The following is a 24,502-nucleotide window of genomic DNA, read 5'->3' as shown; positions in this document are numbered from 1 at the left end:
TATGAATTTTTTATTGGAGTGATATGTTAATGAGATAACGCCAATAAATAGGTCATGGTGATGAAATTACGTTCTTTTCTGTTAGTTCTCTATGTTAGCGGTATTTCCCTTGCGCAAGCTGGCAATATCGTTGAAGCACCTTCTGTGAAAGATAAGCCGAATGCGCTACAGGCGCAGCCTAAAAGTACGCCTATACCTGATGAATTCAAAGCAAAATTGAAGTTAGCGACTGCCGGAGATGAAGAAGCGATGGTGGATGTTGGGCTTGCTTATATGGATGGGACTGAATTTTTAGCTGTCAATGAGCAAGAAGCTTATCGCTGGTTCAAAAAGGTGGCTGACCGAGATAATACAGATGGCGATTACTATCTTGGGATGTTGTTGCACAATCAGGAAAAATACCAGCAAGCGGAACAATGGTATCGCCGAGGCGCCGAAAAAGGCGACGCATATTGCCAATATGCGATGGGTTACTTATATGAACATGGTATTGGGGTGGAGCAAAATTTAAAACAAGCGAAAGCATGGTATGCAGAAGCCGCAGAGCAAGAGCACGCTAACGCACAGTTTGCGATGGGGCTGTTTTATCATGATGGGCTAGGTGGTGATACCGACTACCAAAAGGCGAGAGAATGGTATGAAAGAAGTGCGGGAAATAATATTGCCGCTGCTGTGAATAACTTAGCGGTGATGTATGAAAATGGCGAAGGTGTAGAGCCGGACGACGAAATGGCGATTTACTTATATCGCCAAGCCGCCAATATGGGTTCTGCGACAGCACAAGTGAATATGGGTGACTTTTATCAAGAAGGCCATAGTGCAATAGAAAAGAATAGCTACCAAGCGATGTACTGGTATAAACGTGCTGCGCAACAAAACAATATTGCAGCGCAACTGGCGATTGCGAAAGCCTATGAACAAGGCGATGGCGTTGGTAAAGACCTCGCCGAAGCCTTTATCTGGTATGAACGTGCGGCACAAAACAAATCCCAAGATGCAGGAATGAAAGTGGCTGAATTCTATGAAAAAGGGTTAGGTGGCGTTAAAAAAGACCCAGAAAAGGCCATTGAGTGGTATATGTCACTTGCTAATAGTGATGATAATGCGGCTCAAATTAAGTTAGCGAAGATGTATGTGTCTGGTGAATTGAAAAATGTGGATGTAAATAAAATTGTGAGTTGGCTGCAACTGGCACAAGAAGATAGCATCGAAGCTCAAAACCAGTTAGCTATCTTTTATTTAACGGGAACGGGTGTGGCGAAAAATTCGCAGAAAGCTCGGCAATTACTGGAAAAAGCGGCATTTAAAAAGAACAGTGATGCACAAAATAACCTTGCGGTGATGTATGCACGAGGCGAGGGAGGGGAAAAAAATATTTTCCGTTCGGTAATGTGGTTTGAACGAGCGGTAGAGCTCGATAATGAAACAGCAAAAGGGAATTTAGCGCTTTTAACACAGAATAAAGGTGTGACAGGTAAAATGTTGCAATACACCAGCAGTGTTGCACAACCCAACAAAAATACTGGAAGGGATTAATTTTATAAAAAAGAAGGCGATCGTGATGATCGCCTTTTGGTATTTTGATCAAACTTCTACACTATTCAAATAAGTTACTGTGCAAGGTACGAACGATCTCTTCAGCATCATTTCCTGGGACCAATAAACAAATATTGTGGCTACTTGCGCCATAGCTGATCATGCGAATATTGAATGACTCAAGTGCGCCAAAAATTTGCCTTCCTAGGCCGTTCACTTGCGACAGTTCATTACCAATGATTGCAACGAGCGCTAAATTCTCTTCCACTTCGACACGACATAATGCGGATAACTCTGTCATCAGCGCATTGGTGAGTAAGCTGCCGTTAGTTCCCGTTGAGCCCGTTGTATCTAAAGTGAGTGCGACACTGACCTCTGACGTCGTAATTAAATCCACGGAAATATTGTGGCGCAGTAAAATGGTGAAAATTTCCGCTAAGAAACCTCGAGCGTGCAACATTTTTAGGCTGTGTAAGGTGAGTAATGTTTGTTTGCGGCGCAGTGCTAATGCCCTAAATTGTGGTGGATTAGTGGTTTTATCACACACAATGGTACCGCCAGCTTCGGGTGCTTTACTTGAACCAACAAAAACGGGGATCCCAGCACGTACTGCAGGAAGGAGTGTCGCTGGATGCAAAATTTTTGCACCAAAAGTCGCCATTTCAGCCGCTTCATCGAAAGCAATTTCATCAATGCGTTGGGCATTCGGTACGACGCGAGGGTCTGTGGTGTAAATTCCAGGAACATCAGTCCAAATATCGACGCGTGATAAATTAAGTACTTCAGCTAACAGAGCGGCGGTGTAGTCACTTCCACCACGTCCAAGCGTTGTCGTACGGCCTTTTTCATCACGGCCAATAAACCCTTGGGTGATCACAACCGACTCGGAAAGGCGCGGCATGAGTTGTTGTTCTGACAATGCTTTTAGCTGAGTCAGTTCTGGCTCAGCACGACCAAAACTGTCATTCGTTCTCATCACTTTGCGTACATCAAACCATTGGGAATTAGCATTACGTTGGCGTAGGACTTCAACAAATAGTAAGGTTGACATTAATTCGCCATGGCTGACCATTTCATCCGTTAATGCATCGGAAGTGGCTAAAGCAGCCGAATCAGCTAAATGTGCAATATTATCGAGTAACCGATTGATTTCTTCACGAATAACATCAGCTGTTTGTAGATTATCAATAATTGCGTATTGAATATCCTTCACTTTTTTTAGCAGTTCATTGCGTTTATCCGCATCGCAGCCTTCAGCCAGTTCGATTAATAAATTGGTAATGCCAGCAGAAGCTGAAAGTACCACAACTCGCACATTTGGGTTGGAAAGAACGATATTGGCGCTGTTGTTCATCGCTTCAAAGTTAGCGACGCTGGTGCCGCCAAATTTGGCGATAACATACTGATGGTTGCCTGTTGAAGGCGCTGCGGTATTCATGGTGTCAATCCCTTTGGTTAAACCTAATCTTTATATAGATTTATCGGGTAAATGGGATTGCGTCAATCAAGAATCGAAGTAAATCAGTAATTCTAATGATAGGTAATTTATTATCGGTTTTCTCAATATACTCGTCATACTGCAAGCTACATGGGTGTTGGCTGCGTTCATTGAATTATTGAGAACATATACCCGCTGTTTTTTTAAGTGGTATGCATTGAAAGTGCGTATTTTAATAAAAGGGGTAATTAAGTCTGGAAAAGTGCGGCAGAATTGGGGAATATCAATGTAACGCAGAAAACCGATAAGTCTCGTTTTCGTGACGGGGTACAATCTATTTCTATTTAATATTATTTGGAGAGTGTTATCCATGAGAAGTATTAATCCAAGCCAAACGGCTGCATGGCGGGCGCTAGAGCAACATTTTGCGCAAATGAAAAATGTCCATATGCGCGATTTGTTTGCACAGGATAAAGACCGCTTTACTCATTTTTCGGCGACGTTCGATGGTCAAATCTTAGTGGATTTCTCCAAAAATAGAATTACACAAGAAACATTGGAACATTTATTAGCCTTAGCAAAAGAAACAGAGCTAGAAAGCGCTATTAACAGCATGTTCCAAGGTGAGAAAATTAACCGTACTGAAGACCGTGCTGTATTACATACTGCTTTGCGCAACCGCGATAACACCCCTGTTTATGTCGACGGCAAAGATGTCATGCCTGAAGTGAATGCGGTATTGGATAAAATGCAGCAATTTAGTCAGCGCATTATCAGCGGTGATTGGAAAGGGTACACCGGTAAAGCGATTACTGATGTGGTGAACATCGGTATTGGTGGTTCAGACCTTGGTCCATTTATGGTGACAGAAGCACTACGTCCATACAAAAACCACCTAAATATGCACTTTGTATCGAATGTGGATGGTACACAAATTGCGGAAACGCTGAAAAAACTGAACCCAGAAACGACACTGTTTTTAATTGCGTCAAAAACGTTTACAACGCAAGAAACGATGACTAATGCGCATTCTGCTCGCGATTGGTTCTTGGCTGCGGCAAAAGATGAAAGCCAAGTGGCTAAGCATTTTGTGGCTCTTTCAACGAATAGCGAAGAAGTTGCGAAGTTTGGTATTGATACCAACAATATGTTTGAATTCTGGGATTGGGTTGGTGGCCGCTATTCATTATGGTCAGCAATTGGTTTATCAATTATTTTATCGGTTGGCTTTGATAATTTCGTTCAATTATTGAGCGGCGCCCATGCGATGGATAAACATTTTACCCAAACTCCATTAGAAAAGAATATCCCTGTGTTGTTAGGTTTGATTGGCATTTGGTACAACAATTTTTTTGAAGCAGAAACTGAAGCGATTCTGCCATACGACCAATACATGCATCGCTTTGCTGCATACTTCCAACAAGGCAATATGGAGTCGAACGGTAAATATATTAGCCGTGATGGAAAACCTGTTACTTATCAAACAGGCCCGATTATTTGGGGTGAGCCAGGAACCAATGGCCAACATGCGTTTTATCAGTTGATCCACCAAGGAACGAAGATGATCCCATGTGATTTTATCGCACCTGCGGTAACGCATAACCCGTTAGGGGATCACCATGAAAAATTGTTATCGAATTTCTTTGCGCAAACCGAAGCACTGGCATTTGGTAAAACGCGTGAAGTGGTCGATGCCGAGTTTGCTGCACAAGGTAAAAATGTCGCGGATATGGAATATGTTGCACCTTATAAAGTGTTTGAAGGCAACCGTCCAACTAACTCTATCTTATTGAAATCCATCACACCATACTCGTTAGGTGCATTGATTGCGATGTATGAGCACAAAATTTTCACCCAAGGGGCGATTTTAAACATCTTCACTTTCGACCAATGGGGGGTTGAATTAGGTAAACAGCTCGCAAGCCGTATCCTGCCTGAATTAGAAAATAGTGATACCGTGAGTAGCCATGATAGTTCGACCAATGGTTTGATTAACAGTTATAAAGCTTGGCGATAAATTACTAACGTATTACTTAAATACTTCAATATAAGGTAGGAGCTTCCTACCTTATATTGTTTGGTTGATATATTGTTTATTCGATTGTTTTTTAAGCAATCAAATCTAGTTTATTATGATATTAATGAATTTTATTATTATCGATAACTAGCTAGTAATTAAAAAACTTTTCACTATATTTTTACATTTTGTGTTGAAAATGTGACTTTTTATATAAATTGTTAGCTAACTTTAACCTTGTCGTAAAACAACGTGATATCCTATTGCGTAAGAAATACAGTAAATCATAACCATGTTATTCATGGTGGAATTTTAAGTAATGGATGAAACGCTTTTTACTTCTCAGCCGATTCACTGGCTGGCGGAGAACGATAAAATAGTGCCTGCCAATGTATTAGATTGGCTATTAGAGCTCGGCTCCATGACAAAACGTTTTGAGCAACATAGCCAGCAAGTTACCGTGATACCTTATTTAGAGCGCTATATAACGCAAAATAAGCTGAGCGCAGATGAAGCGCAGTCTTTACCTGAAAGCCAGCGTTATTGGGTCAGAGAAGTTGTCATGTATGGCGATGGTATCCCTTGGCTACTGGGCCGAACGATAATCCCTGAAGAAACACTGACCGATGATGACCAGCAGCTGGTGGATATTGGGAGAATGCCGTTAGGGCGTTATTTGTTTAGCCGTGATAGCTTAACTCGAGATTATATTCATATTGGTTCTTGTGCAAACCGTTGGGTACGTAGTTCTCGGTTAAGATTATCGGATAAACCTTTACTATTAACAGAAATATTTTTACCTGAATCACCTGCATATCGTTAACTATTCTAAGTATTTTGAATTTTCAGGTCTTTGCAATGACACTATGCCAACAAATATAAATCAGTAAGTTGCAGAGGTTGGTGGTATTAAAATATACCCAATTTGAAGTATGATGGAATTCGAAAAGGAGCACGACAAAGTGGAGGGAAGTATGACGCTCAGTAAATGGCATGCATACAGCCGTTTAATGCGTATTGATAGACCCATTGGTTCACTGTTGCTATTGTGGCCGACATATTGGGCATTATGGATTGCGGCTCAAGGTACGCCAAGTTTACATCTTTTAATTGTATTTACTGCTGGCGTATTTTTTATGCGTGCAGCTGGTTGTGTCATTAATGACTTTGCTGATCGCCATTTTGATGGCCACGTAGAGCGGACTAAACACCGCCCACTCCCGAGTGGCGACGTAACAGAAAAAGAAGCAAAAATATTGTTTGCTAGCCTCGTTGGCCTTTCTTTTCTGCTGGTTTTGACACTCAATTCAATGACTATTTGGTTGTCGATTGCAGGTTTGGCCTTAGCATGGGTTTACCCTTTTGTTAAGAGAGTCAGTAACTTACCTCAAGTGGTGTTAGGTGCGGCTTTTGGTTGGTCAATTCCAATGTCTTTCTCTGCTGTTGGTGAAACCTTGCCTGTTGTTTGTTGGTTACTGTTCTTAGTTAATATTATTTGGTCGGTGATCTACGATACTCAGTATGCAATGGTAGACCGCGATGATGATTTAAAAATTGGCGTGAAATCAACCGCTATTTTATTTGGGCAATATGACAAACTGATTATTGGCTTACTGCAACTATTGATGGTTGGCTTATTATTGGTAATTGGCTCACTGGCGGGCTTGGGAACTCTTTATTATGTTTCATTGGTGTTAGTTGCAGGTCTATTTATCTATCAGCAGCAATTGATGGTTAATCGTGAACGTGCACCTTGCTTTAAAGCCTTTATGAATAATAACTTTGTTGGCTTAATTTTGTTCATTGGTATTCTTATTAGTTATTTTTAAATTACCGTTATTGAGCCAAAGTAAAAAAGGTCATGTTATTTCTAACATGACCTTTTTGGTTTTACGGATTTGAGAAAACGCAATTAGCTTTTCACTTGTTCCGGAGATTGCGTGCTTTCAGTTGGTTTTTTTTCAGAAAACTCATCGTCTTGGCTAACACTTTCAATGGTTAAACGAATCTCAGGTGACATCAAGCGAGCCAGAACTGCGTACAGTTTCTGTGCATTGGTAACAAAGATATCATTTTCATTATTATCAATGTAGCCTTCCTCTCTTAGGGTATCGACCAATGTCGAGAATACCGCTTTATCAAAGAATTCAGGAGCGTTAATACCGTGCAAAACAGAAAGGCGTTGCGCAAGGATACGACTTTGTTTTTCCAATGTATTACGGCTAATTTCAGGGCTCGCATTGAGTAATGACAATGTGATTGCATAACGTTGCAAAGTCTCCCGAACGCCTGCGGCTAAGAGCTGCAATGGGCGAATACGGCGAGGATTTAGCACCACCATATCGTCTTCTTTTAGGCAAATTAGCTTTTGGTTATTCAGTTCATCAATTAGCGTATCTACCGTCTCATGTAGCTCATCACTGTTATAACGCATAAACAGTTCTGCTTTTAAGAATGGGTAAATTTGGCCTACTTGATAGTGAATATCTTGGCGGCTAATGCGTTCATGGTGTAACACAATGCTAGTTATTAGCGATGGTAATACTAATAAATGATGGATATTGTTACGGTAATAGGTCATCAAGACGGCATTTTCGCGAGGAAGAATGATAATATCCCCCATGCTGTCTTTTTCGACTTCAAATTTATCCATTTGCAAAGCATGTTCTAACAATTGCTCGGCGGTTTTATTTGGCGTTGTAGCATCTGCGGTGTATGGCACATTGCGCAATAATTGCAGGTAACAGTCGACTTGTTCAACCAGTTGCTCACGAGTCAGTGAGCGTTGACGAGAAGCCAGTAACGCAGTCGCACACAGGTTAATTGCATTGGCTGCGGCTGCATTATTAATATTGACCATAATGTTATCGGCTAACGAACTGACTGTTGGGTTTAGCCAAGTTGGTCTTTGTGGTTCGATAGGGTCGATAGAGTCGCGCCAATCAGGTACACGCTGGTTGAGATAGTGTGGAAGCGAAATTGGCTGGCCAAAGTTAACATAGCCTTGGCCTAGGTTGCGCAATTTACGTAAACCGCGAACCATAGAGAAAAAGCCTTCTTTCTCTTTTTCTGCACCGCGCAGTTCTTTGGCGTAAGTACCCACTTCCATCACATGCTCATACCCGATGTAGATAGGAACAATGGTGATAGGGCGTGAGTCACCGCGCAACATCGCTTGTAACGTCATGGAGAGAGTACCCGTCTTAGGCTGTAATAAACGACCGGTACGTGAGCGCCCGCCTTCCACAAAGTACTCGATGGAGTAACCTCGGGCAAATAGCTCACTTAAATATTCGCGGAAAACGGTTGAATACAGTTTATTGCCTTTGAACGTTCGGCGAATAAAAAAGGCCCCTAAACGACGGAAAATAGGCCCAGCAGGCCAGAAATTGAGGTTGATCCCCGCGGCAATATGGGGGGGAACTAGCCCTTGATGGTATAGCACATATGAGAGCAGTAAGTAGTCCATATGGCTACGGTGGGATGGCACATAAACGATTTCATGGCCGTCTTGTGCTAGCTGGCGGACTCGTTCAGCGTGCTGAACATTAATGCCTTGATAAAGGCGATTCCAAGTCCAACTAAGAACCCTATCCGTTAAACGTACTGCTTCATAAGAGAAATTGGCTGCGATTTCTTCCATCATCCCAACGGCATTTTGCTGAGCTTTTTTGAGTGGAATTTTTTTACTGCGCGCTTCGTCTTCAACGGCTTTTTCAATTGCTTTTGACGTCAATAACTTATTAAACAGCTCATAACGTGCAGGGAGTTTTGGCCCAACTGCCGCGAGACGTTGGCGCGAATAGTGAATACGTGCGACACGAGCAAGTTTGTTGGCAATAATGGTGTCTGTACCGTGGTCTTGTGCCATTTTCCCAATAGAGACAATCGGAGATAAACGTACGAAGCTGTCACGTCCTAACCATAAAACGGCGAAGAATTTTTGGATACCGTTTAACAGTTTCAGTGGTGGTGCTGGGGTATGGCCTTCACGGCCAGGTGAACGCCCAAACATCACGGATGCCGGTAGCATTTGAATATCTAGATTTGGGTTGTTTTTATGCAAATCTAAATAAGCATGGAATGTTTTTACTGAATCCTTACGTGGATTCGGTGAATAATAGCGAAAAACACGTGGGCCATCATCGATAAAAACGTAGGCCGGAAGCTTCGTTCCATTGATATCATTGTCGACCAGCGGGTCTGGCAGACCAATAGCTAAGCATTGGTGCCGTAGCGTGAGGAGGTCAGACTTCGAATGATAAGGTAATACGTATAGGGTTGGCCTGTTGACATCAAGCTGCAACTCAGTGACGGGATCCGAAGGAATTAGTTTACTTTTTACCAATAATTTAAGTGGTAAATTCAACGTGTTGTAATATATTTTACGCCATAGTGACATAAATGATTATAGCCTCTTGTTAACAATGCTGCACAATCATACCAGAAATACATGGTTAGATCTGTTACTGACAATTCACTTTGACCGTAAAAATCGATTATTGTTTGTATTTTTTAAGGAATAAATATGGCGAGTCAAGTTAAGGGCTTCACGCGAGTGATTAAAGCAGCGGGGTATTCCCTTAAAGGTTTGAAGGCAGCTTGGGTTAATGAAGCGGCATTTAGGCAGGAATCTGTTGCTGCGATTATTGCAATTTTTATCGCATTTTATTTAGATATCAGCTATATAGATAGAATTTTGTTAGTGAGTTCTGTTGTACTGGTGGCAATAGTCGAATTACTGAATAGCGCGATAGAAGCCGTAGTTGACCGTATCGGAAGTGAATATCATGAACTTTCAGGGAGAGCTAAAGATATTGGTTCTGCCGCAGTATTTGTGAGTATCGGTTTAGCGTTGTTTATTTGGGTACTCGTATTATGGCAGCGCTATTTCCCTGGTTAAGGTGTTTGGTTACTTAATCAGGTAAAAAGAAAATAAATCGATAACAAATGCTTAAATTGAGCGATTTAACTGTTCCAAATCTTCATTTACCTGTATATACTCACAGCTTGACTGTATAAACAAACAGGGGAACGGAATGAAAGCACTGACGGCTCGACAACAGCAGGTTTACGATCTGGTGCGTGACCACATTTCGCAGACGGGTATGCCTCCTACACGTGCTGAGATAGCAGCAAGCCTTGGTTTTCGTTCGCCTAATGCGGCAGAAGAACATTTAAAGGCTTTAGCACGTAAAGGGGTTATTGAAATCGTTTCAGGCGCATCTCGAGGTATTCGTCTGCTTCTTGAAGAAGAAACCGAAGATCAGGGGTTACCTCTGATTGGACGTGTAGCCGCTGGCGAACCATTATTAGCACAGGAACATATTGAGAGCCACTATCAAGTTGACCCTGAGCTGTTTAAACCACATGCCGATTTCTTATTGCGTGTGAATGGGATGTCCATGAAAGATATTGGTATTATGGATGGCGATTTATTAGCTGTGCATAAAACACAAAATGTACATAACGGGCAAGTGGTTGTTGCACGCATCGAAGATGAAGTCACTGTTAAACGTTTTAAGCAACAGGGTAACCGTGTTGAGTTAATAGCAGAAAACCCAGAATTCGAACCTATTGTTGTTGACTTGCGTCAGCAAAATTTCACTATTGAAGGTTTAGCGGTTGGGGTTATTCGTAACAGTGATTGGTATTAATTTTCGTTAGCAACCAGCTGTAATAGTAGGTTACAGACGGCGAAGACGATTGCAGGCAGATTTCATGGTTTTATTCTGAAGTCTGCCTGTTTTGTTTCCTTTCTTATATTTTTTCTCTTCTCTATTTTCTCTTTGCATTTCATCAAACGATATAGCAATACAGCTATTTATTTCTTCTTAGGGGTTATAGGTTGTTCATGATTATGATGACAATGTTCGTGATCTTGGCAGCTATTCACCTCGTCGCAATTTTTACATAAGCCATGGTTTTCCACAACGGTATGCCTTAAGCGGAATTGGTGCTCATCTGCTAAATTAATAATTGCGGCTTCTATCGTTGTGCAATCACTTTCCGTTACGCTTCCGCACTGGTCGCAAATTAACATAACAGAGATATGGCTTGGGTTATCAAAATGGTGACAGACAACATAGCTGTTGGTTGATTCGATTTTATGGATAAAACCTTGCTCCATTAAGAACTCAAGGCCACGATAAACAGTAGGTGGCTTAGCTTGAGGTTCAATTTCACGTAGTAAGTCGAGTAAATCATAAGCACTGATCGCACCATGCTGTTGTGCTATTAGGCTCAATACCGTTTCTCTCTGTGGTGTCAGCCTGACGCCTCTTGATTGGCAAATATGTTCTGCCATCGCAAGAACTTTTTTTTCACTCATCTTTTCCATTTTACTGACCCCACCCGTTGAAAAATGCAAATGTTTACTGCACACAAGTTTATCACAGTTTCTTGAACTATAGAGAATCAAGAGATGAATGCGTTGCTATCAAAAAATTTTAGCTTTGTTGAGTATTTTTTTGACTAATAAAGAAAATACAGGGAGTAATTAAATAAAATATAAAAAATGATATTTCATTTTATTTAAAAACAAACAGACAAAATGAAACATATATTAAACAAATGTATTATATATACATAACTAATTATGAACAGTTAATTGAAATGTTTGGTTTCAATTTGATGTAATTTTAATTAAGACTTATCTTACCTGTAATTTACAACCTTCGATTTATCACTTCTTAATGCTCAGTTTTCGAACCTAATGTTTGTATTTGATAATTATAACCGATTTAAATTCTAATAAATCAATTTATATAGATTTAAACTCCAATATAAATTTATCTATAATTTGACATATTTTGAGATATTTATAAGTAAGAAATGATGGTTTTATATAAATTTTTCTAAGTAATAAATTTGAAATGTATATTTTAGCATTGCTTTGGTTTTATATATCTTAACTTTTAATTTGTAAGGTTGTTTATTCTGGTTTAACTCTAAATTTGTGTTCATTTTGACAATAAATATCGGTTATGTAGAATTGACATCAGAAAGTTTTGGCAGGTATGTGTAAAAAATCATTTTCTATTTCTATATCAATTTTTGAGAATTAACTTTCACAGGAATTATTAATATTGAATAGAAAATAATGAATTAAAAAATTTAAACTTTTTAAAAATCATAAGTGAGAAGGATCTTATTTATATATTCACCTCTAATCTGAATGAAATTAATGATGTTGGATGACTGAAAAATTTCACTGTTAAGTAATCAAAAAAATAAAACTGATTCCTTATCAATAAAAATCAGAAAAGAGACAGCTACTTCCTACTCATTTAAAGGAAATGTTTATGAAACTGAATAAATTAGCATTAACTCTGGCTTTAGGTTTAGGTGTTGGGATTTCTGGTGTTGCAGTGGCTGAAGATCCAGTAACTCCACCAACGGTTGAAAGCTCACAAGGTGAAGTTCGTTTCACTGGTTTCATTAATGATGTTCCATGTTCAATTGATGCAAACAACTTAAAACAATTAGTTGAGTTTGGTGAAATTGCATTACATGAACTGACATCTAACCAATACCGTTCAGATAACAGAGACTTCGATATCGTATTGAAAAACTGTTCAACTGAAACGTATAAAAACGCAAAAATTACCTTCACTGGCCCAACTATTTCTGGTTTCCAAGGTTTCACTGGTGACTTACTTGGCTTAGGTGGAAAAGTTAAAAATGCGGGTATCGTAATCACTAATGGTGCTGACAAAGTTGTTGAATTTGGTAAAGCATTCCCAGGTACAGGTGATGGATACGCATTAAATGCAGGTGATGGTAAAGAAACCACTCTTCATTTCTCTGCATACGTTAAAGGTAATGAAGCAGCGGACGCAAAAGCAACAACTGGTAGCTTTAACACCGTTGCTAACTTCAAAATTATTTACCAATAAGTTCAAGCTTAGTTAAGTAAAAACATGTGGCGTATTGATGACGCCATATGTTTCTACCTTCTTTTTCATTTTTAGTCTGATAGGCGGCATAGTTGAATGAAAAGCATGAAACTCAATTTAATTACAAAATTAATGCTTTTAATATTAACGCCAATGATTGCATTTTCTGAAGAGGCGGTTGATTTTAATACTGACTTTTTAGAAGCAGACAGTACTGAAAATGTTGATTTTAGTAAATTTTCTCACGCCAATTATATCCCACCTGGAAATTACTCTTTAGCTATCTCTGTAAATAAAGTCAAAATTTCCATGGAACAATCTATTATATTTTTTACGCCTAATTATGATGAAAAAATATCATTAGCTTGTATTACGCCTGAATTATATGAGCAATTAGGATTAAAGCCAGAGTGGAAAAATAAAGTCACTTGGTTACTTGATGGCCAGTGTCTAGATATTCGTTCTGTACCCGAAATGCGAATTCAAGGTGACCTTGCAAAAAATATTGTCGACATCAGTATTCCTCAAGCTTATATGGAATATGAAGACCCGAATTGGGATCCACCTTCACGTTGGGATGATGGCATTTTAGGTGCTTTTATCGACTATAATGCAACGGGCCGGGTTGTTAAAAAACAAACGGGTGACAAAGGAACAGATTCAGGTATTACCGCAACTGGGACAATGGGCACTAATATTGGAGCTTGGCGTTTTAGAGGTGATTGGCAAACACAGAAAGGCCAATTAAATAAAGGTGGCCAATCATGGTCATGGAATCAGTTATATGCATATAGAGCTATTCGCTCTTTAAATTCAAGGCTAACGTTTGGTGAACAGTATCTGTCTTCAACACTGTTCGACAGTATTCGTTATATTGGTGCGAGTTTAGAAACCAATGAATCTATGCTACCTCCGCGTTTACAAGGCTATGCACCTGAAATTGCGGGAGTTGCCAAAACCAATGCGACCGTTATTGTGAAGCAAGATGGCCGTATTATTTATCAAAAAGAAGTTAGCCCTGGGCCGTTTCGTATTCAGGATGTGAACTCTTTTGGTGGCGGTACGTTAGATGTTTCTATTCAAGAACAAGATGGTAGTGTGACCAACTATAAAGTGGAAACCTCTCGTTTAGGGACATTGACTCGACCAGGTCAGCTGATTTACCAGTTTGTTGTGGGTAAACCGACTAAGAATGAACATGATACTCAAGGGCCAGCATTTAGCTTGGGATCTTTATCATGGGGTGTGACTAATAATACAACCGTTTATGGTGGTGTTCTTGGTTCATCAGAGTATCAAAATATTGCGATTGGTTTAGGCCGTGACTTAGCGCCATTTGGTGTATTGTCAGGGAACTTGAGTATTTCTCGTGCTGAAATGGGAAGAACCGAAAATAACCAAACATTGACGGGGAATTCGTATAACTTAACTTACTCCAAGCAATTTGATGGTATTAATAGCCAAATTACGTTTGCGGGTTATCGTTTCTCTGAAAAAAACTATATGAGCATGAGCCAATTTATTGACCGTCGCTATAATGAAAGTACGGTTGATAGTGGTAAAGAGCTCTATACGATTATCTTTGGTACGGCATTCCCTGAATATAATACTAATATGTATTTAAACTATTCACATCAAACTTATTGGAATAGAACATCAACGGATCAATACAATTTAACGGTTTCCAATTATTTTGATTTAGGAAAAATTAAAAATTTAAGCCTTAGTTTGACAGCTTACAAGACGAAGTCAGATCAAAATGATGATGACGGTGTATATCTTAACTTAAATATTCCATTGAATGATAACCAAGCGAGTATTAGTTACTCAGGATCTTATGCAAGAAATACGAACAGTCATAGCGTTAATTATTATGACCGTATCAACGAACGCAGTACTTATTCAATTTCAGCAGGTACCTGGGATAAAGACAAGGTAACAACATCAGGGATGTACAACTATGATGGTGATACAGCGCAACTTAATCTGAGTGGGACTTATATTCAAGATAATCAATCAGCTCTTTCGATGCAACTGAAAGGGGGCCTGACCATGACTCAAGAAGGTGGTGCTTTACACCGTAATACTTCAATCAATGGCGGGTCAAGAATATTGTTAGATACGAATGGTGTTGCTGATATCCCAGTGCAAACAGGGATAACACCGATACGAACCAATCGATATGGTAAAGCTGTTATCACCAGTGTTATGGATTATAACCGTAATAATATACGAATAGATTTAAACAATGTGCCGGATAATGCAGAAGCAGTTCAATCGACACAGCATGCGACATTAACAGAAGGGGCTATTGGATACCGGAAATTTAATGTCATTCAAGGTGAAAAAATATTGGGAACAATTCATCTTGCAAATAATAGTTATCCACCATTTGGTGCATCCGTCAAAAATGAAAATAATGTTGAAGTTGGCATCGTTTCAGATAACGGATTTATTTATTTAGCGGGTATTAACCCATCAGATATTCTTGAGGTGACTTGGGGTAATAACTCATCTTGTCATATTCAATTACCTGAAAAAATAGAAAGTGGCATGGAACATACAATGTTGCTGCCATGCAAATAATTATAAATATGTTTTAACGTCAACGGTGAAAATATGAAACTTATAAGTAAAGTTCAAATTATAACTGCGATAAGTCTTTCTTTATTAACGCAATCAGCTTATTCAGCAATTGCATTAGATAGAACTCGTGTTATTTATAATGAACAAGACAAAACAGTCGGTATGGGACTGACTAATGAACATTTGACTAGCCCGTATTTAGCTCAGGCGTGGATAGAAAATGACAAAGATGAAAAAGTAAACTCACCTTTTGTTGTGACTCCACCAGTGCATCGTATCGAAGCTAATTCTAAAAGCCAAATTAAAATACAGGCAATTCCTGCTGTAGCACAGCTACCTAAAGATAGGGAAAGTGTTTATTACCTCAATGTGAGAGAAATTCCACCACGTAGTGAAAAAGTAAATGTGTTGCAAATTGCATTACAGACAAAAATTAAACTTTTTTATCGCCCCGCAGCAATTGCGATTAAAGAAAGAATGGAAGTTATTCCTCAAGAAAATGAGATGAAGATCTTTAAGCAAGGCGCGAATTATACCGTGAAGAACCCATCGCCTTACTTTTTATCTATTACGAAACTGAAAAAAGGTAATACAGAAGTTCAAAATTTTGAACCTGTAATGGTTGCGCCATTTAGTGAGGCAAGTTTAGGCAAAGTTGCTAACGATTTAGGTTCATCTCCAACGTTGGTTTATCTCAATGATTTTGGTGGAACGATGGATTTGAAATTTAGTTGCAGTTCAGCTGAATGTACAGTGCTACCCAGAAAATAAGGTTTGATGCCATGATGTCTATTAAAACATTAACAAAGGTATTTGTGTTATTACTCACTTTACAGATATCGAATGTATTTGGTTTTTCAGGATTCCTGTACATTGATATTAAAGGAGAAGTGCTATCAAAGCCTTGTTCAATTAATAATGGACAAACAATTGAAATTGATTTTGGCGATGTATTAACAACACGTGTCCAAGATGAGGTTTATAAAGCGCCCATTGATTATACGGTGACGTGTAAAGATGGCGTCCAACCTAAACTGAACATTTTTATCGAGGGTATATCAGCAAGTTTTGATCAACGCTTACTAAAAACAGACGTTGATAATCTCGCAGTGTTATTTAAAGCGGATACCAGCGATTTCCCTCTGAAAAATAAACGCGCTTTTAATTTTGCAAATCCATTAAAACTGTATGCCGTATTAGTGAAAAAAAGTGGTACAGATTTACCCGCAAAAAGTTTTACGGCAAATGCGACGTTGAAAGTGGAGTATCAATAAGGGGCTGAGATGTGAAGATTGTTAATAACATAATCGGGTTGGTATTACTCAGTACCATTTTATCGTTTACATCAGTCGCTAAGGATTATGAAACAGAGATTAAGATTAAAGGGAATTTAATTACACCACCGCCTTGCCATATTGATGATGGTAAGGATATTGAAGTCGATTTTGGCAATGTATCAATAAAGTCAATTCAAGGTAATGACCAAAAAAGACAGGTTAATTACCAGATTCAATGTGGCGAAAATAAAAATAATTGGTCTATGTATCTGATGTTAGATGGAATAAAAAGTGACTTTGATAGAAATGGGTTAACTACTGGCGTTAATAATCTTGCAGTAAAATTCCAGCTTGCGGATACCGAATTGGAGTTAGGTAAAAAATACCTCATTAATCCTAGCTCCCCGGGTGTACTTTGGGCTGTATTAGTCAGAAATGGCAATAATGAATTAAAGACCGGTGATTTTATTGCTAATGGCACCATGGTCGTGGAGTATCAGTAATGAAAAAAACGCCCTCATTTTTAATTGGAACATTATTTTCTTTGATAACAATGACATTTTTAAGTAGCAATATTGTTTTCGCTGCTAAAAACAATATCAAAGTCAAAGGAACGTTGGTGAATTCACCTTGTGTCGTTTTACCTGAAAATAAAACGATGGATGTGGATTTTGGGGATATCCGATTATTAGATATTTATGACCCGACCTACCAATTACCGCGTAAAGAGCTAACACTTGTATTATCGAATTGTGATTTATCTATCGCCCAAAAAATGAAAGTGAAATTTACCGGTGCTGAACATGGACAAATGTCAGGGTATTTAGCTTTGACAGGTGCAGAATCTAATCCAGGTTTGGGAATTGGCATTGAACTTTCTAGTGGTGAAGAAATTAAAGTAAATCAATTTTCATCATTGGTACCGATTCTTAAAACCGGAAAAAATGAATTGAAATTTAATACATTTCTCAAAGCAACCCCTGATGCGATCAATAACAAGCAAATTAAAACAGGGCGTATTGCGGCAACGGCAACTTTTTTATTTGAGTACGAGTAATTTTATTCTCAGAACCTCATCCGATGATGATATCAACACGTTCAAATGAATATAAAGAGATATAAAATGGGAAAACGAATTCAGCAATTAATATTAGCCATACCGTTCTTATTTTTTGGTGTGGGAAGTTACGGTTCAACCTATTTTTCTTATGTGGAAGAAGTTGAATCAACCAGCGCTACTAATAATACTTATCATTATCAATTTGATTATTGGAAAGCTAGTTCTCCAACAGAAGGTAATCCCTGTGTCGCTGTATTGGGGGCTGTTGGTGCTAAAAAATGTTACTTTACAATAAACCACTTACATGAAGGTAAAGACACTGGTGGTGTTGCTTCTCGAATAGATTGGGATTGTCGTATTAATTTTGCAACCTATAAAACCATGGAAGCCATCATTGGTGATGCAAGAGATTTGTGCGGGCTAACTTTTCCATATAGAGGGTCGAGTCGGCACAGTGGAAGGATTACAACAGATGAATGTGTTGGGCTTTTTTTAGGAGATAGCCAACGTGAGAGTAAAGGGAAAATATTACCGGGTGGAATTTGTGGGATAGCTCCCCCTCCAGCAGGAAAATGTTATTTTACCTCACCGACAGGTAGTGCGAATTCTCTTGAACTAAATCACGGTGCTTTAAATGCAGATGAACTCAATGGTGATGTAGAAACTGGATTATTTTATATTCAATGTAATAAGGATATGAGTGTTAAGGTTTCTTCAAACTTACAGCAAGATAATGTGTATTTACGACCAAATGGTGAATTGCAGTCTTACGTGACATTAAATAATCAATCGGCATCAAAAGGATTGGTTCAATCAGTAAAAGCTAATCAAGTTTGGCCAGTACAAGTGGCATCAACACTAAGAACCAATGGTGCAGTTGCTCCGGGGAAATTTAGTGGCCGCATTACCCTTGTTTTAACTATTCCATGATTTAAATAGATATTTGGATTCGTCATTTCCCATGTTGACGGTTTTGCCTACTTAAACGTAATTGTTGGTAGGCTTTTTTTTATTGAATTTGGCAAGTGAAAGCGGAGTAGGATTCATCTTTTATGATATAAATATTGTCTTCCATTTTAGTAATGTTGACATAATATTTTATTTTATCTTTTTCTAATTGGATAAAGTTCGAAAATAATTTCTCTGGAATGTTGTCTGAACTGGTTACTGACGTCGATGAGAACGTAACTGCATAGTTACCTTTGTGGTCAACATCTTGATAATCAAAATAAAGAGCTCTATCTAACCGATAAATTTGGTTATTATCTTTTAAGTAACCATACATATTCATTCGACCTTGCTGGTTTGCGGAAATTTGGATATTAACTCTTGATTTTAAACTTAAGCCATCTTGAGTATTGTTATCTTTAATCCATAATATTTCAGAGTGACAAATTTGAATGCTATGACTATTTTTTTTGATCATGAATGATGCAGTCGATGCTGCTGCTATCAAAACTAATGATGCCACAAGATATTTTTTCATTTAGATTCTCTGGTCATTTATTGAGATACAATCGTATTTTTTATTAATTTCTTTGCAAATACTAATGGAGATATTTTTATCTATAGCATAAGATTTATTAAAATCTGATAAAAGAATAATTCTCTTTGGTTCATCACATGGAATATTATATTTATTCAGTTTTTTATTTACGATAGTAATATTATCTTTAGATATACTCCCTGCCATATCAATCGGTGTTTGTATTACGCAGTTTCCATTTGAGCTCACTGTCAGATAGTGATTTACCGGGTTAGGTTTATCCATTGAATACTGAATAAATAAATAGATTAAATAACATATTGCCAATGTTGAAATTGCTAAAAATAATATTTTTAAGGTTTTTTTACTCTTATTTTTATCGATTATCTCATCTTTCCTATTTTGAAGGGGGAGTGTGCTATCAATAACCATATTATAAGTAAGGTCATTCTCTATTTTACCAATAGAGCTTGGTGGTTCATCAATAGTGGGTATGAGTGAAGGGTGGGTCGTTAGTTGGCTATCGACTGACTGTGGAAAGGCGTCTAAGGTTTCAATATAATCATATTTATCATTTAGATAAATAATATCTTCTTTTACATGACTATTTTCAGCCTCTCTATTTTCATGTATGGATATATGATTATCGAGGCGAAAGCCTTTTTTAGGCACGGTAACGATCGACTTAGGGTCGATACCAATTTGTTCCAGTTTTTTTCTTATTTCACTAATATAAGTATTTAAATTATTGTTAGAGCCAACTAGTCCATATTCTTCCCATACACTAGTTAAAAGTTCATCGCATGTTGCAATGCCTTTTTTAACATTTAATAAAATGATTTCATTGAATAACCGAGCAGCAGGCTTAGATAATTCAATACTTTGATTTCGATCATTTTTTAGATATATTAAACTTGTACTCTGTTCGAAAATATATTTTTCATCAATAGTATAGTCATGTGCCTCGTTCATAGATTCCGCTTGCTCTCTCTAATTAAAAGGACGAATAGCAAAGCTACAAATAATTGCAGCTAATTTAAGTTAATAAAAATTTTAGATAAATATTATTATTTATTATAGTTTAAATACTGAATCAATTAACTGCAAGTATTGTGAGGTGAGCTTTTTTGTAATGAATTAGCAAATTTATTGAATCGACACCCTGATTGGAATTAAAAGCTATATAAAAATAACTTTTAGGCGGTGAAGTCTGTGTTTATGGTAAGTTTTGTGTAAAAACAATATTTTAATCTAAATAACTCCAATGTGGTGTGTGGATGTTCTTTTTTAAGAGTGCTCCTAGTTATTTGTACTTAGCTCAATGTTTAATTATCTCTGTGGGACACAGATTAATCTTATTTTATTTATATATTATTAGGCAATGATTAAAGTCATTGCCTAATATATTTAGATTAGTATTTATATTCAATACCTAAGCAATAATTACGGCCTTCTTCAATATACCCATTAGTATATTCATATGATTTATCGAATAAGTTATTAACTGATGTATTAACAGATATCCCTTGTCCAAAATCATAATCTAAACGTAGGTCAGTCTTAGCATATCCACGCACCTTGCTATCCGCATCGACATAATTAAAGGCCCAGCTTCTTGCTTCTTCGGTTACGGTAATGCTGAATGGCTCATAAGGGGTAAATTTTACCCAAGCGAAGGCTTTGTGGGTAGGTAATTCTGCAATATGTTTAACGCTGTAGTGTTTTGGATCAGCATGAATGTAGCCGTAGCTGAAACCCGCTTCCAACCAATCGGTAATTTGCCCGTTAGTCCCTAAATCAATCCCAAAGTAGTCAACTTTGCCGCTGTTACGATTTTCGAGGATATAACCTCCATCCTGATTAGTACCAACACGATGTGCCATAATGGCATCAGTTACATGGTTATAATAGAGACTTGAAGTATATGACCAAGTGGGTGAGATATGTCCCTTGTAAGTCAAATCATAGGTAAGAGCACGTTCAGTATCGATATGTGGGTTAATGACGAAGGTGTCGTCACTTTTCATTTTTTCTTTGGTATAACGCTCTTTCTGCGTTGGGAAACGGCTTCTTTCTGAAACTGAGAATTGCACGGTATCTTCATTTGCTAAGTGGTAGCGAGCCATGACTTCCCAGTTGAACGCATGTTGGCTATTACCATCGTATTTTTCAAAATCACCAGATTTGTAATCATAGCGCTTGCCGTCAGCACTTTTGCGCCAGTCATAGCCAATACCACCAATAATATCTAAGTTATCCATGGCAACCCATTGATATTCGGTAGCAATAGAATAGGTATTATCTTTATAGCGGTCGAATGGGACATCTCTTTTGGCGCGTGCACGGTGGACGTCTTCTTTCCAGTGTGCAGCAAATGACAGCATATCTAATTCACGCACGGTGAAATCAACACGCATGTCAGCACCGTTACTGTAATCATCGTAACGGCTGTAGTTATAAAGGCCTTTTTCGTAATCTTTGACAGATTTATACTGATGAAGCGTATTTTTGAATGTATCGTGGTATAGGCGACTCTGTAAGGCGATATCGTCGGTGACTTGGGTTGTACCGTTGAAATAGATACTTTCTTTGTCATAAGCAGGCCACTGCCAAATTTGAGGCTTGCTATTTGTCACACTCGGTGGGCTATTTTTATCGCCATCTTGTTTTAAATAAGTCACGACGTATTCATCTGCTTCTCGTGGTGTCCAGCCTACTTTCACCATCATACGTTTGTCATCAGTTGCCGAATTCGGGCGACGACCATTATTACCCGCTAATGGGTTATTATTTTCTGAACCCGGTATTCCCATAAAGCGCTGCTTATATTGACTGCCACTGACTTGAATAAAGCCGAGATCGTTACGACCCCCTAAACGTGCGCTGATATTGTGGGCGTTATCTGCACCGCGGGCAAAACCTTGGTTTAAGCTAATATTGGCTTCAAAGGGTTTTTGAGGCGTGGCGGTGGTTAAGTTGATAGCCCCGCCCATCAGGTTCGGGCCTTGTAATAGAGAGGTGTAGCCGGTAGATAGCTCAACGCTGGCTAGCTCGCTAGTCATAAAGCGGCCAAGGTCTAGTGTACCGTCATAAGGCACGTAAGTTGGAATACCATCAAAGAAAATAGGTACTTGGCGGCTATCAAAGCCACGTACATTGACTTGAGTTTCATTGCGGTTTCCTGATTTTTGAATAGAAACTCCAGGCATTGTGCTTAGCGCCTGTGCGACGTTTGTTTTATTCAACTGCTTCATTTGGCTTTCTGTGATGACGTTAGCATCAGCTGCAAGCGGGGTGCTCCAAACGGACATCACATCGGTATTTTTTTCAGTGTTAGGTGAGGCTGCGTAGCCCTGTGTCGTAAATAAAGCCATCCCAACCCAATAGGTAATTTGTTTTACTTTCATTATGTCTTTCCAGTTTTATGAATAGCGATATATTATTTTTTATATAACGATATGCGTCATTAACCATCAGTGGATACAGCCGACGGGTAGGCTGTTTCTACAAAGTTTTTTTTGACGCTAACTTCTTAGCTTACTGCTTAAAAATCTTCACTTTTATATCTCGCGGTGCTGCGTAGTAAGGCGCTGATGTAATTAAGAGTGACACACCAGTTTGCGCGAATGCTTCTATTGTTTTTAAATTAACTCCACCAGCAATGGATAGCCGACAAGGTCGGTGGTGTTGCTTAGTGAGTTCTTGTAATTGCTGAATTTTTTCAATGGGCAGTTTATCGAGTTGTACAATATCGGCTTGTGCATTGATTGCAAGAATGGCCTGCTCGTAATTATCGGCCTCAACAATAATCATTTTTTCTGGGGCTGCTTGGCGCAGTGTTTTTATATGGCTAGCCCAATCATCTGGGTTTTCAAGGCATTGACGATGGTTGGTGAACAGTAAAATGCTTTCTGCGCTGCCAGCTCGATGAATAATAGCGCCCCCTGCCAAAATCGCAGTTAAGGCAAGAGGCTTGGTATGAGGAATGGTTTTTCGAGTACACGCAAGCTGCCCATCCGGTTGATATTGCCGCAAAATACTGACCATTTGCTGGGTGTAGTGGCTAACACCACTACACCATTCAAGCACGTTTTGCACCGCTTTCCAGCCTTGATGCAAGGCTTCAATCGGCCCAGTGGCAGAAATTAAAACACTTTGCGGCTCAACCAATTGGCCATCTTGAAAATGGCAATCACATGTGATCCCCAGCTTCTCTAGCATGCGTTTGGCGATAGTGAGCCCACTGATACAACCTCCGAATTTAGATGTAAAGGTTATTATCCCCATTTGGGACTGCAAGCCGAGTGCCCGTGTGGTGAGGTCTCCGTATTGAATGTCATCTAGCAGTAGTTGGTCGATTAATGTATCGGGTAGGTAAATCATAATGTTAGTTCCGATTCATCAACCACATCCCAAGATACCATTGCCCAATCTCTGGATGGATAATGGATTGTTTTACCTAAAGCCGTTTGCTCATCATAGTACTTACGTAAGATAGCGGTTTCTTCTGGGGTGATATTTTTAAGAGACCAATTGACGCTGTCAGCGAAAGTGTCAAAGCTATCAAACCCACCTTTCTTAGGGCTTTTGATAAAATCAACGCGCGCATTAATGCCCATTTGATGCAAAATATTCACGGCGTAAATATAGGTTGGCAGACGAATAACTTCGCGGCCTATCAAGCGAATAATGTGTTCATCAATAAATGTTGGGTTGATGGTATGAGTGGTGTAAACCCGTAATTTTGTTTGGCGATTGAGCTTGAGTAAAGCGGCTTTTAAATCATCAACGAGTGTTGAACGCGATGCCACTGAAATATCCACTTTTGGCAATGAACTCCAATCATCTTCCCATGCGAGTACTTCAAAGCGTGCATGTGCAATAGCGAGTTCTTTTGCGCGCAGTTCAGCCATCTCAAGCATGCCACGACTATAATCAATACCAATAACATTTTTGAATTCATTCGCAAGGCACAGGCTGATGGAGCCAGGACCACAGCCTACATCAAGCAGCGTTTCAGCACCTGTTAAATCCATTAACTCACGAAATTGGACTAAATATGGGTCATGAGGGTTAGCGCAAGTTTGCGCCATTTGTTGTGCTTTTTTATCCCAATGTTCCGGTTCTTTACGGCTTCGTTGAGCTTGTTGCATATGTTGCTGGTACATTTTTGCAAAATCGATTTGATTGATTAACATGGCTTC

At 38.9% G+C, this 24,502-nt stretch carries 21 protein-coding genes; 13 read left to right on the top strand and 8 right to left on the bottom strand.

From position 1 onward, the window contains the following. Positions 1 to 60 precede the first annotated feature (60 nt). The gene (locus tag PSE60_RS17775) at positions 61 to 1,536 is read left to right on the top strand and encodes a tetratricopeptide repeat protein (RefSeq protein ID WP_247605416.1); all 1,476 of its coding nucleotides are present in this window, start codon (positions 61 to 63) and stop codon (positions 1,534 to 1,536) included. 61 nt (positions 1,537 to 1,597) lie between these two features. Here the strand turns inward: PSE60_RS17775 and lysC are convergent, their stop codons facing one another. Further along, complete coding sequence (gene lysC / locus PSE60_RS17770; protein ID WP_210838982.1) at positions 1,598 to 2,974, bottom strand: lysine-sensitive aspartokinase 3; 1,377 nt, start codon at positions 2,972 to 2,974, stop codon at positions 1,598 to 1,600. A gap of 370 nt (positions 2,975 to 3,344) precedes the next feature. Between lysC and pgi the strand changes: the two genes are divergently transcribed. The 3 genes from pgi to ubiA all read left to right on the top strand — a co-directional run bounded on the left by pgi (position 3,345) and on the right by ubiA (position 6,820). Continuing rightward, a complete protein-coding gene (gene pgi, locus PSE60_RS17765; RefSeq protein ID WP_210782687.1) occupies positions 3,345 to 4,991 on the top strand; it encodes a glucose-6-phosphate isomerase in 1,647 nt (548 codons plus the stop codon). 319 nt (positions 4,992 to 5,310) lie between these two features. Continuing rightward, positions 5,311 to 5,814, top strand: coding sequence for a chorismate lyase (gene ubiC, locus PSE60_RS17760; protein WP_272666313.1), 504 nt, complete (start codon positions 5,311 to 5,313; stop codon positions 5,812 to 5,814). Positions 5,815 to 5,965: 151 nt separating this feature from the next. Next, the gene (gene ubiA, locus PSE60_RS17755; RefSeq protein WP_272666312.1) at positions 5,966 to 6,820 is read left to right on the top strand and encodes a 4-hydroxybenzoate octaprenyltransferase; all 855 of its coding nucleotides are present in this window, start codon (positions 5,966 to 5,968) and stop codon (positions 6,818 to 6,820) included. Between the two features lie 83 nt (positions 6,821 to 6,903). Here ubiA and plsB read toward each other — a convergent pair whose 3' ends face one another. Further along, positions 6,904 to 9,393 (bottom strand): glycerol-3-phosphate 1-O-acyltransferase PlsB, encoded by a 2,490-nt coding sequence (gene plsB / locus PSE60_RS17750; protein ID WP_272666311.1) that lies wholly within the window; start codon positions 9,391 to 9,393, stop codon positions 6,904 to 6,906. A gap of 126 nt (positions 9,394 to 9,519) precedes the next feature. Here plsB and PSE60_RS17745 point away from each other — a divergent pair, with 126 nt between their 5' ends. Continuing rightward, positions 9,520 to 9,894 carry a diacylglycerol kinase gene (locus tag PSE60_RS17745; protein ID WP_004915220.1) on the top strand — a complete coding sequence of 125 codons (375 nt, stop codon included), beginning with the start codon at positions 9,520 to 9,522 and terminating at the stop codon, positions 9,892 to 9,894. A 136-nt stretch (positions 9,895 to 10,030) separates the two neighbouring features. Next, the gene (gene lexA / locus PSE60_RS17740) at positions 10,031 to 10,648 is read left to right on the top strand and encodes a transcriptional repressor LexA (protein WP_004915217.1); all 618 of its coding nucleotides are present in this window, start codon (positions 10,031 to 10,033) and stop codon (positions 10,646 to 10,648) included. 167 nt (positions 10,649 to 10,815) lie between these two features. Here the strand turns inward: lexA and zur are convergent, their stop codons facing one another. Further along, on the bottom strand, positions 10,816 to 11,331 hold the full coding sequence (zur, locus tag PSE60_RS17735) for a zinc uptake transcriptional repressor Zur (RefSeq protein ID WP_272666310.1): 516 nt from the start codon (positions 11,329 to 11,331) through the stop codon (positions 10,816 to 10,818). A gap of 964 nt (positions 11,332 to 12,295) precedes the next feature. Between zur and PSE60_RS17730 the strand changes: the two genes are divergently transcribed. From PSE60_RS17730 to PSE60_RS17700, 7 genes are all read left to right on the top strand, one after another. Continuing rightward, on the top strand, positions 12,296 to 12,889 hold the full coding sequence (locus tag PSE60_RS17730; protein WP_125894947.1) for a fimbrial protein: 594 nt from the start codon (positions 12,296 to 12,298) through the stop codon (positions 12,887 to 12,889). A 96-nt stretch (positions 12,890 to 12,985) separates the two neighbouring features. Next, positions 12,986 to 15,475, top strand: coding sequence for a fimbria/pilus outer membrane usher protein (locus tag PSE60_RS17725; RefSeq protein WP_272666309.1), 2,490 nt, complete (start codon positions 12,986 to 12,988; stop codon positions 15,473 to 15,475). A gap of 33 nt (positions 15,476 to 15,508) precedes the next feature. Continuing rightward, complete coding sequence (locus PSE60_RS17720) at positions 15,509 to 16,246, top strand: fimbria/pilus periplasmic chaperone (protein ID WP_272666308.1); 738 nt, start codon at positions 15,509 to 15,511, stop codon at positions 16,244 to 16,246. Positions 16,247 to 16,257: 11 nt separating this feature from the next. Then, the gene (locus PSE60_RS17715; RefSeq protein WP_272666307.1) at positions 16,258 to 16,749 is read left to right on the top strand and encodes a fimbrial protein; all 492 of its coding nucleotides are present in this window, start codon (positions 16,258 to 16,260) and stop codon (positions 16,747 to 16,749) included. Between the two features lie 11 nt (positions 16,750 to 16,760). Then, positions 16,761 to 17,255 carry a fimbrial protein gene (locus tag PSE60_RS17710; RefSeq protein ID WP_272666306.1) on the top strand — a complete coding sequence of 165 codons (495 nt, stop codon included), beginning with the start codon at positions 16,761 to 16,763 and terminating at the stop codon, positions 17,253 to 17,255. Then, positions 17,255 to 17,809: a fimbrial protein gene (locus PSE60_RS17705; RefSeq protein WP_272666305.1), complete on the top strand. Its 555-nt coding sequence runs from the start codon at positions 17,255 to 17,257 to the stop codon at positions 17,807 to 17,809. The genes PSE60_RS17710 and PSE60_RS17705 overlap by 1 nt, the downstream gene beginning before the upstream one ends. Before the next feature lie 66 nt (positions 17,810 to 17,875). After that, positions 17,876 to 18,742, top strand: a complete 867-nt coding sequence (locus PSE60_RS17700) for an MrpH family fimbial adhesin (protein WP_272666304.1) — start codon at positions 17,876 to 17,878, stop codon at positions 18,740 to 18,742. A 79-nt stretch (positions 18,743 to 18,821) separates the two neighbouring features. Here the strand turns inward: PSE60_RS17700 and PSE60_RS17695 are convergent, their stop codons facing one another. From PSE60_RS17695 to PSE60_RS17675, 5 genes are all read right to left on the bottom strand, one after another. Beyond that, complete coding sequence (locus PSE60_RS17695) at positions 18,822 to 19,298, bottom strand: FidL-like protein (RefSeq protein ID WP_272666303.1); 477 nt, start codon at positions 19,296 to 19,298, stop codon at positions 18,822 to 18,824. Further along, positions 19,299 to 20,270, bottom strand: a complete 972-nt coding sequence (locus PSE60_RS17690) for a winged helix-turn-helix domain-containing protein (RefSeq protein WP_272666302.1) — start codon at positions 20,268 to 20,270, stop codon at positions 19,299 to 19,301. It abuts the gene before it with no gap. Positions 20,271 to 20,710: 440 nt separating this feature from the next. After that, on the bottom strand, positions 20,711 to 22,705 hold the full coding sequence (locus tag PSE60_RS17685) for a TonB-dependent receptor plug domain-containing protein (RefSeq protein ID WP_272666301.1): 1,995 nt from the start codon (positions 22,703 to 22,705) through the stop codon (positions 20,711 to 20,713). 130 nt (positions 22,706 to 22,835) lie between these two features. Continuing rightward, positions 22,836 to 23,681 carry a ModD protein gene (gene modD / locus PSE60_RS17680; protein ID WP_272666300.1) on the bottom strand — a complete coding sequence of 282 codons (846 nt, stop codon included), beginning with the start codon at positions 23,679 to 23,681 and terminating at the stop codon, positions 22,836 to 22,838. Then, positions 23,678 to 24,496, bottom strand: a complete 819-nt coding sequence (locus tag PSE60_RS17675; RefSeq protein WP_272666299.1) for a class I SAM-dependent methyltransferase — start codon at positions 24,494 to 24,496, stop codon at positions 23,678 to 23,680. Before PSE60_RS17675 ends, modD begins: the two co-directional genes overlap by 4 nt. Positions 24,497 to 24,502: the final 6 nt, after the last annotated feature.

The organism is Providencia sp. PROV174, from assembly GCF_028480685.1.
GTDB classification, from domain to species: domain Bacteria; phylum Pseudomonadota; class Gammaproteobacteria; order Enterobacterales; family Enterobacteriaceae; genus Providencia; species Providencia rettgeri.
This window is presented reverse-complemented; position numbering and strand designations above follow the sequence as displayed.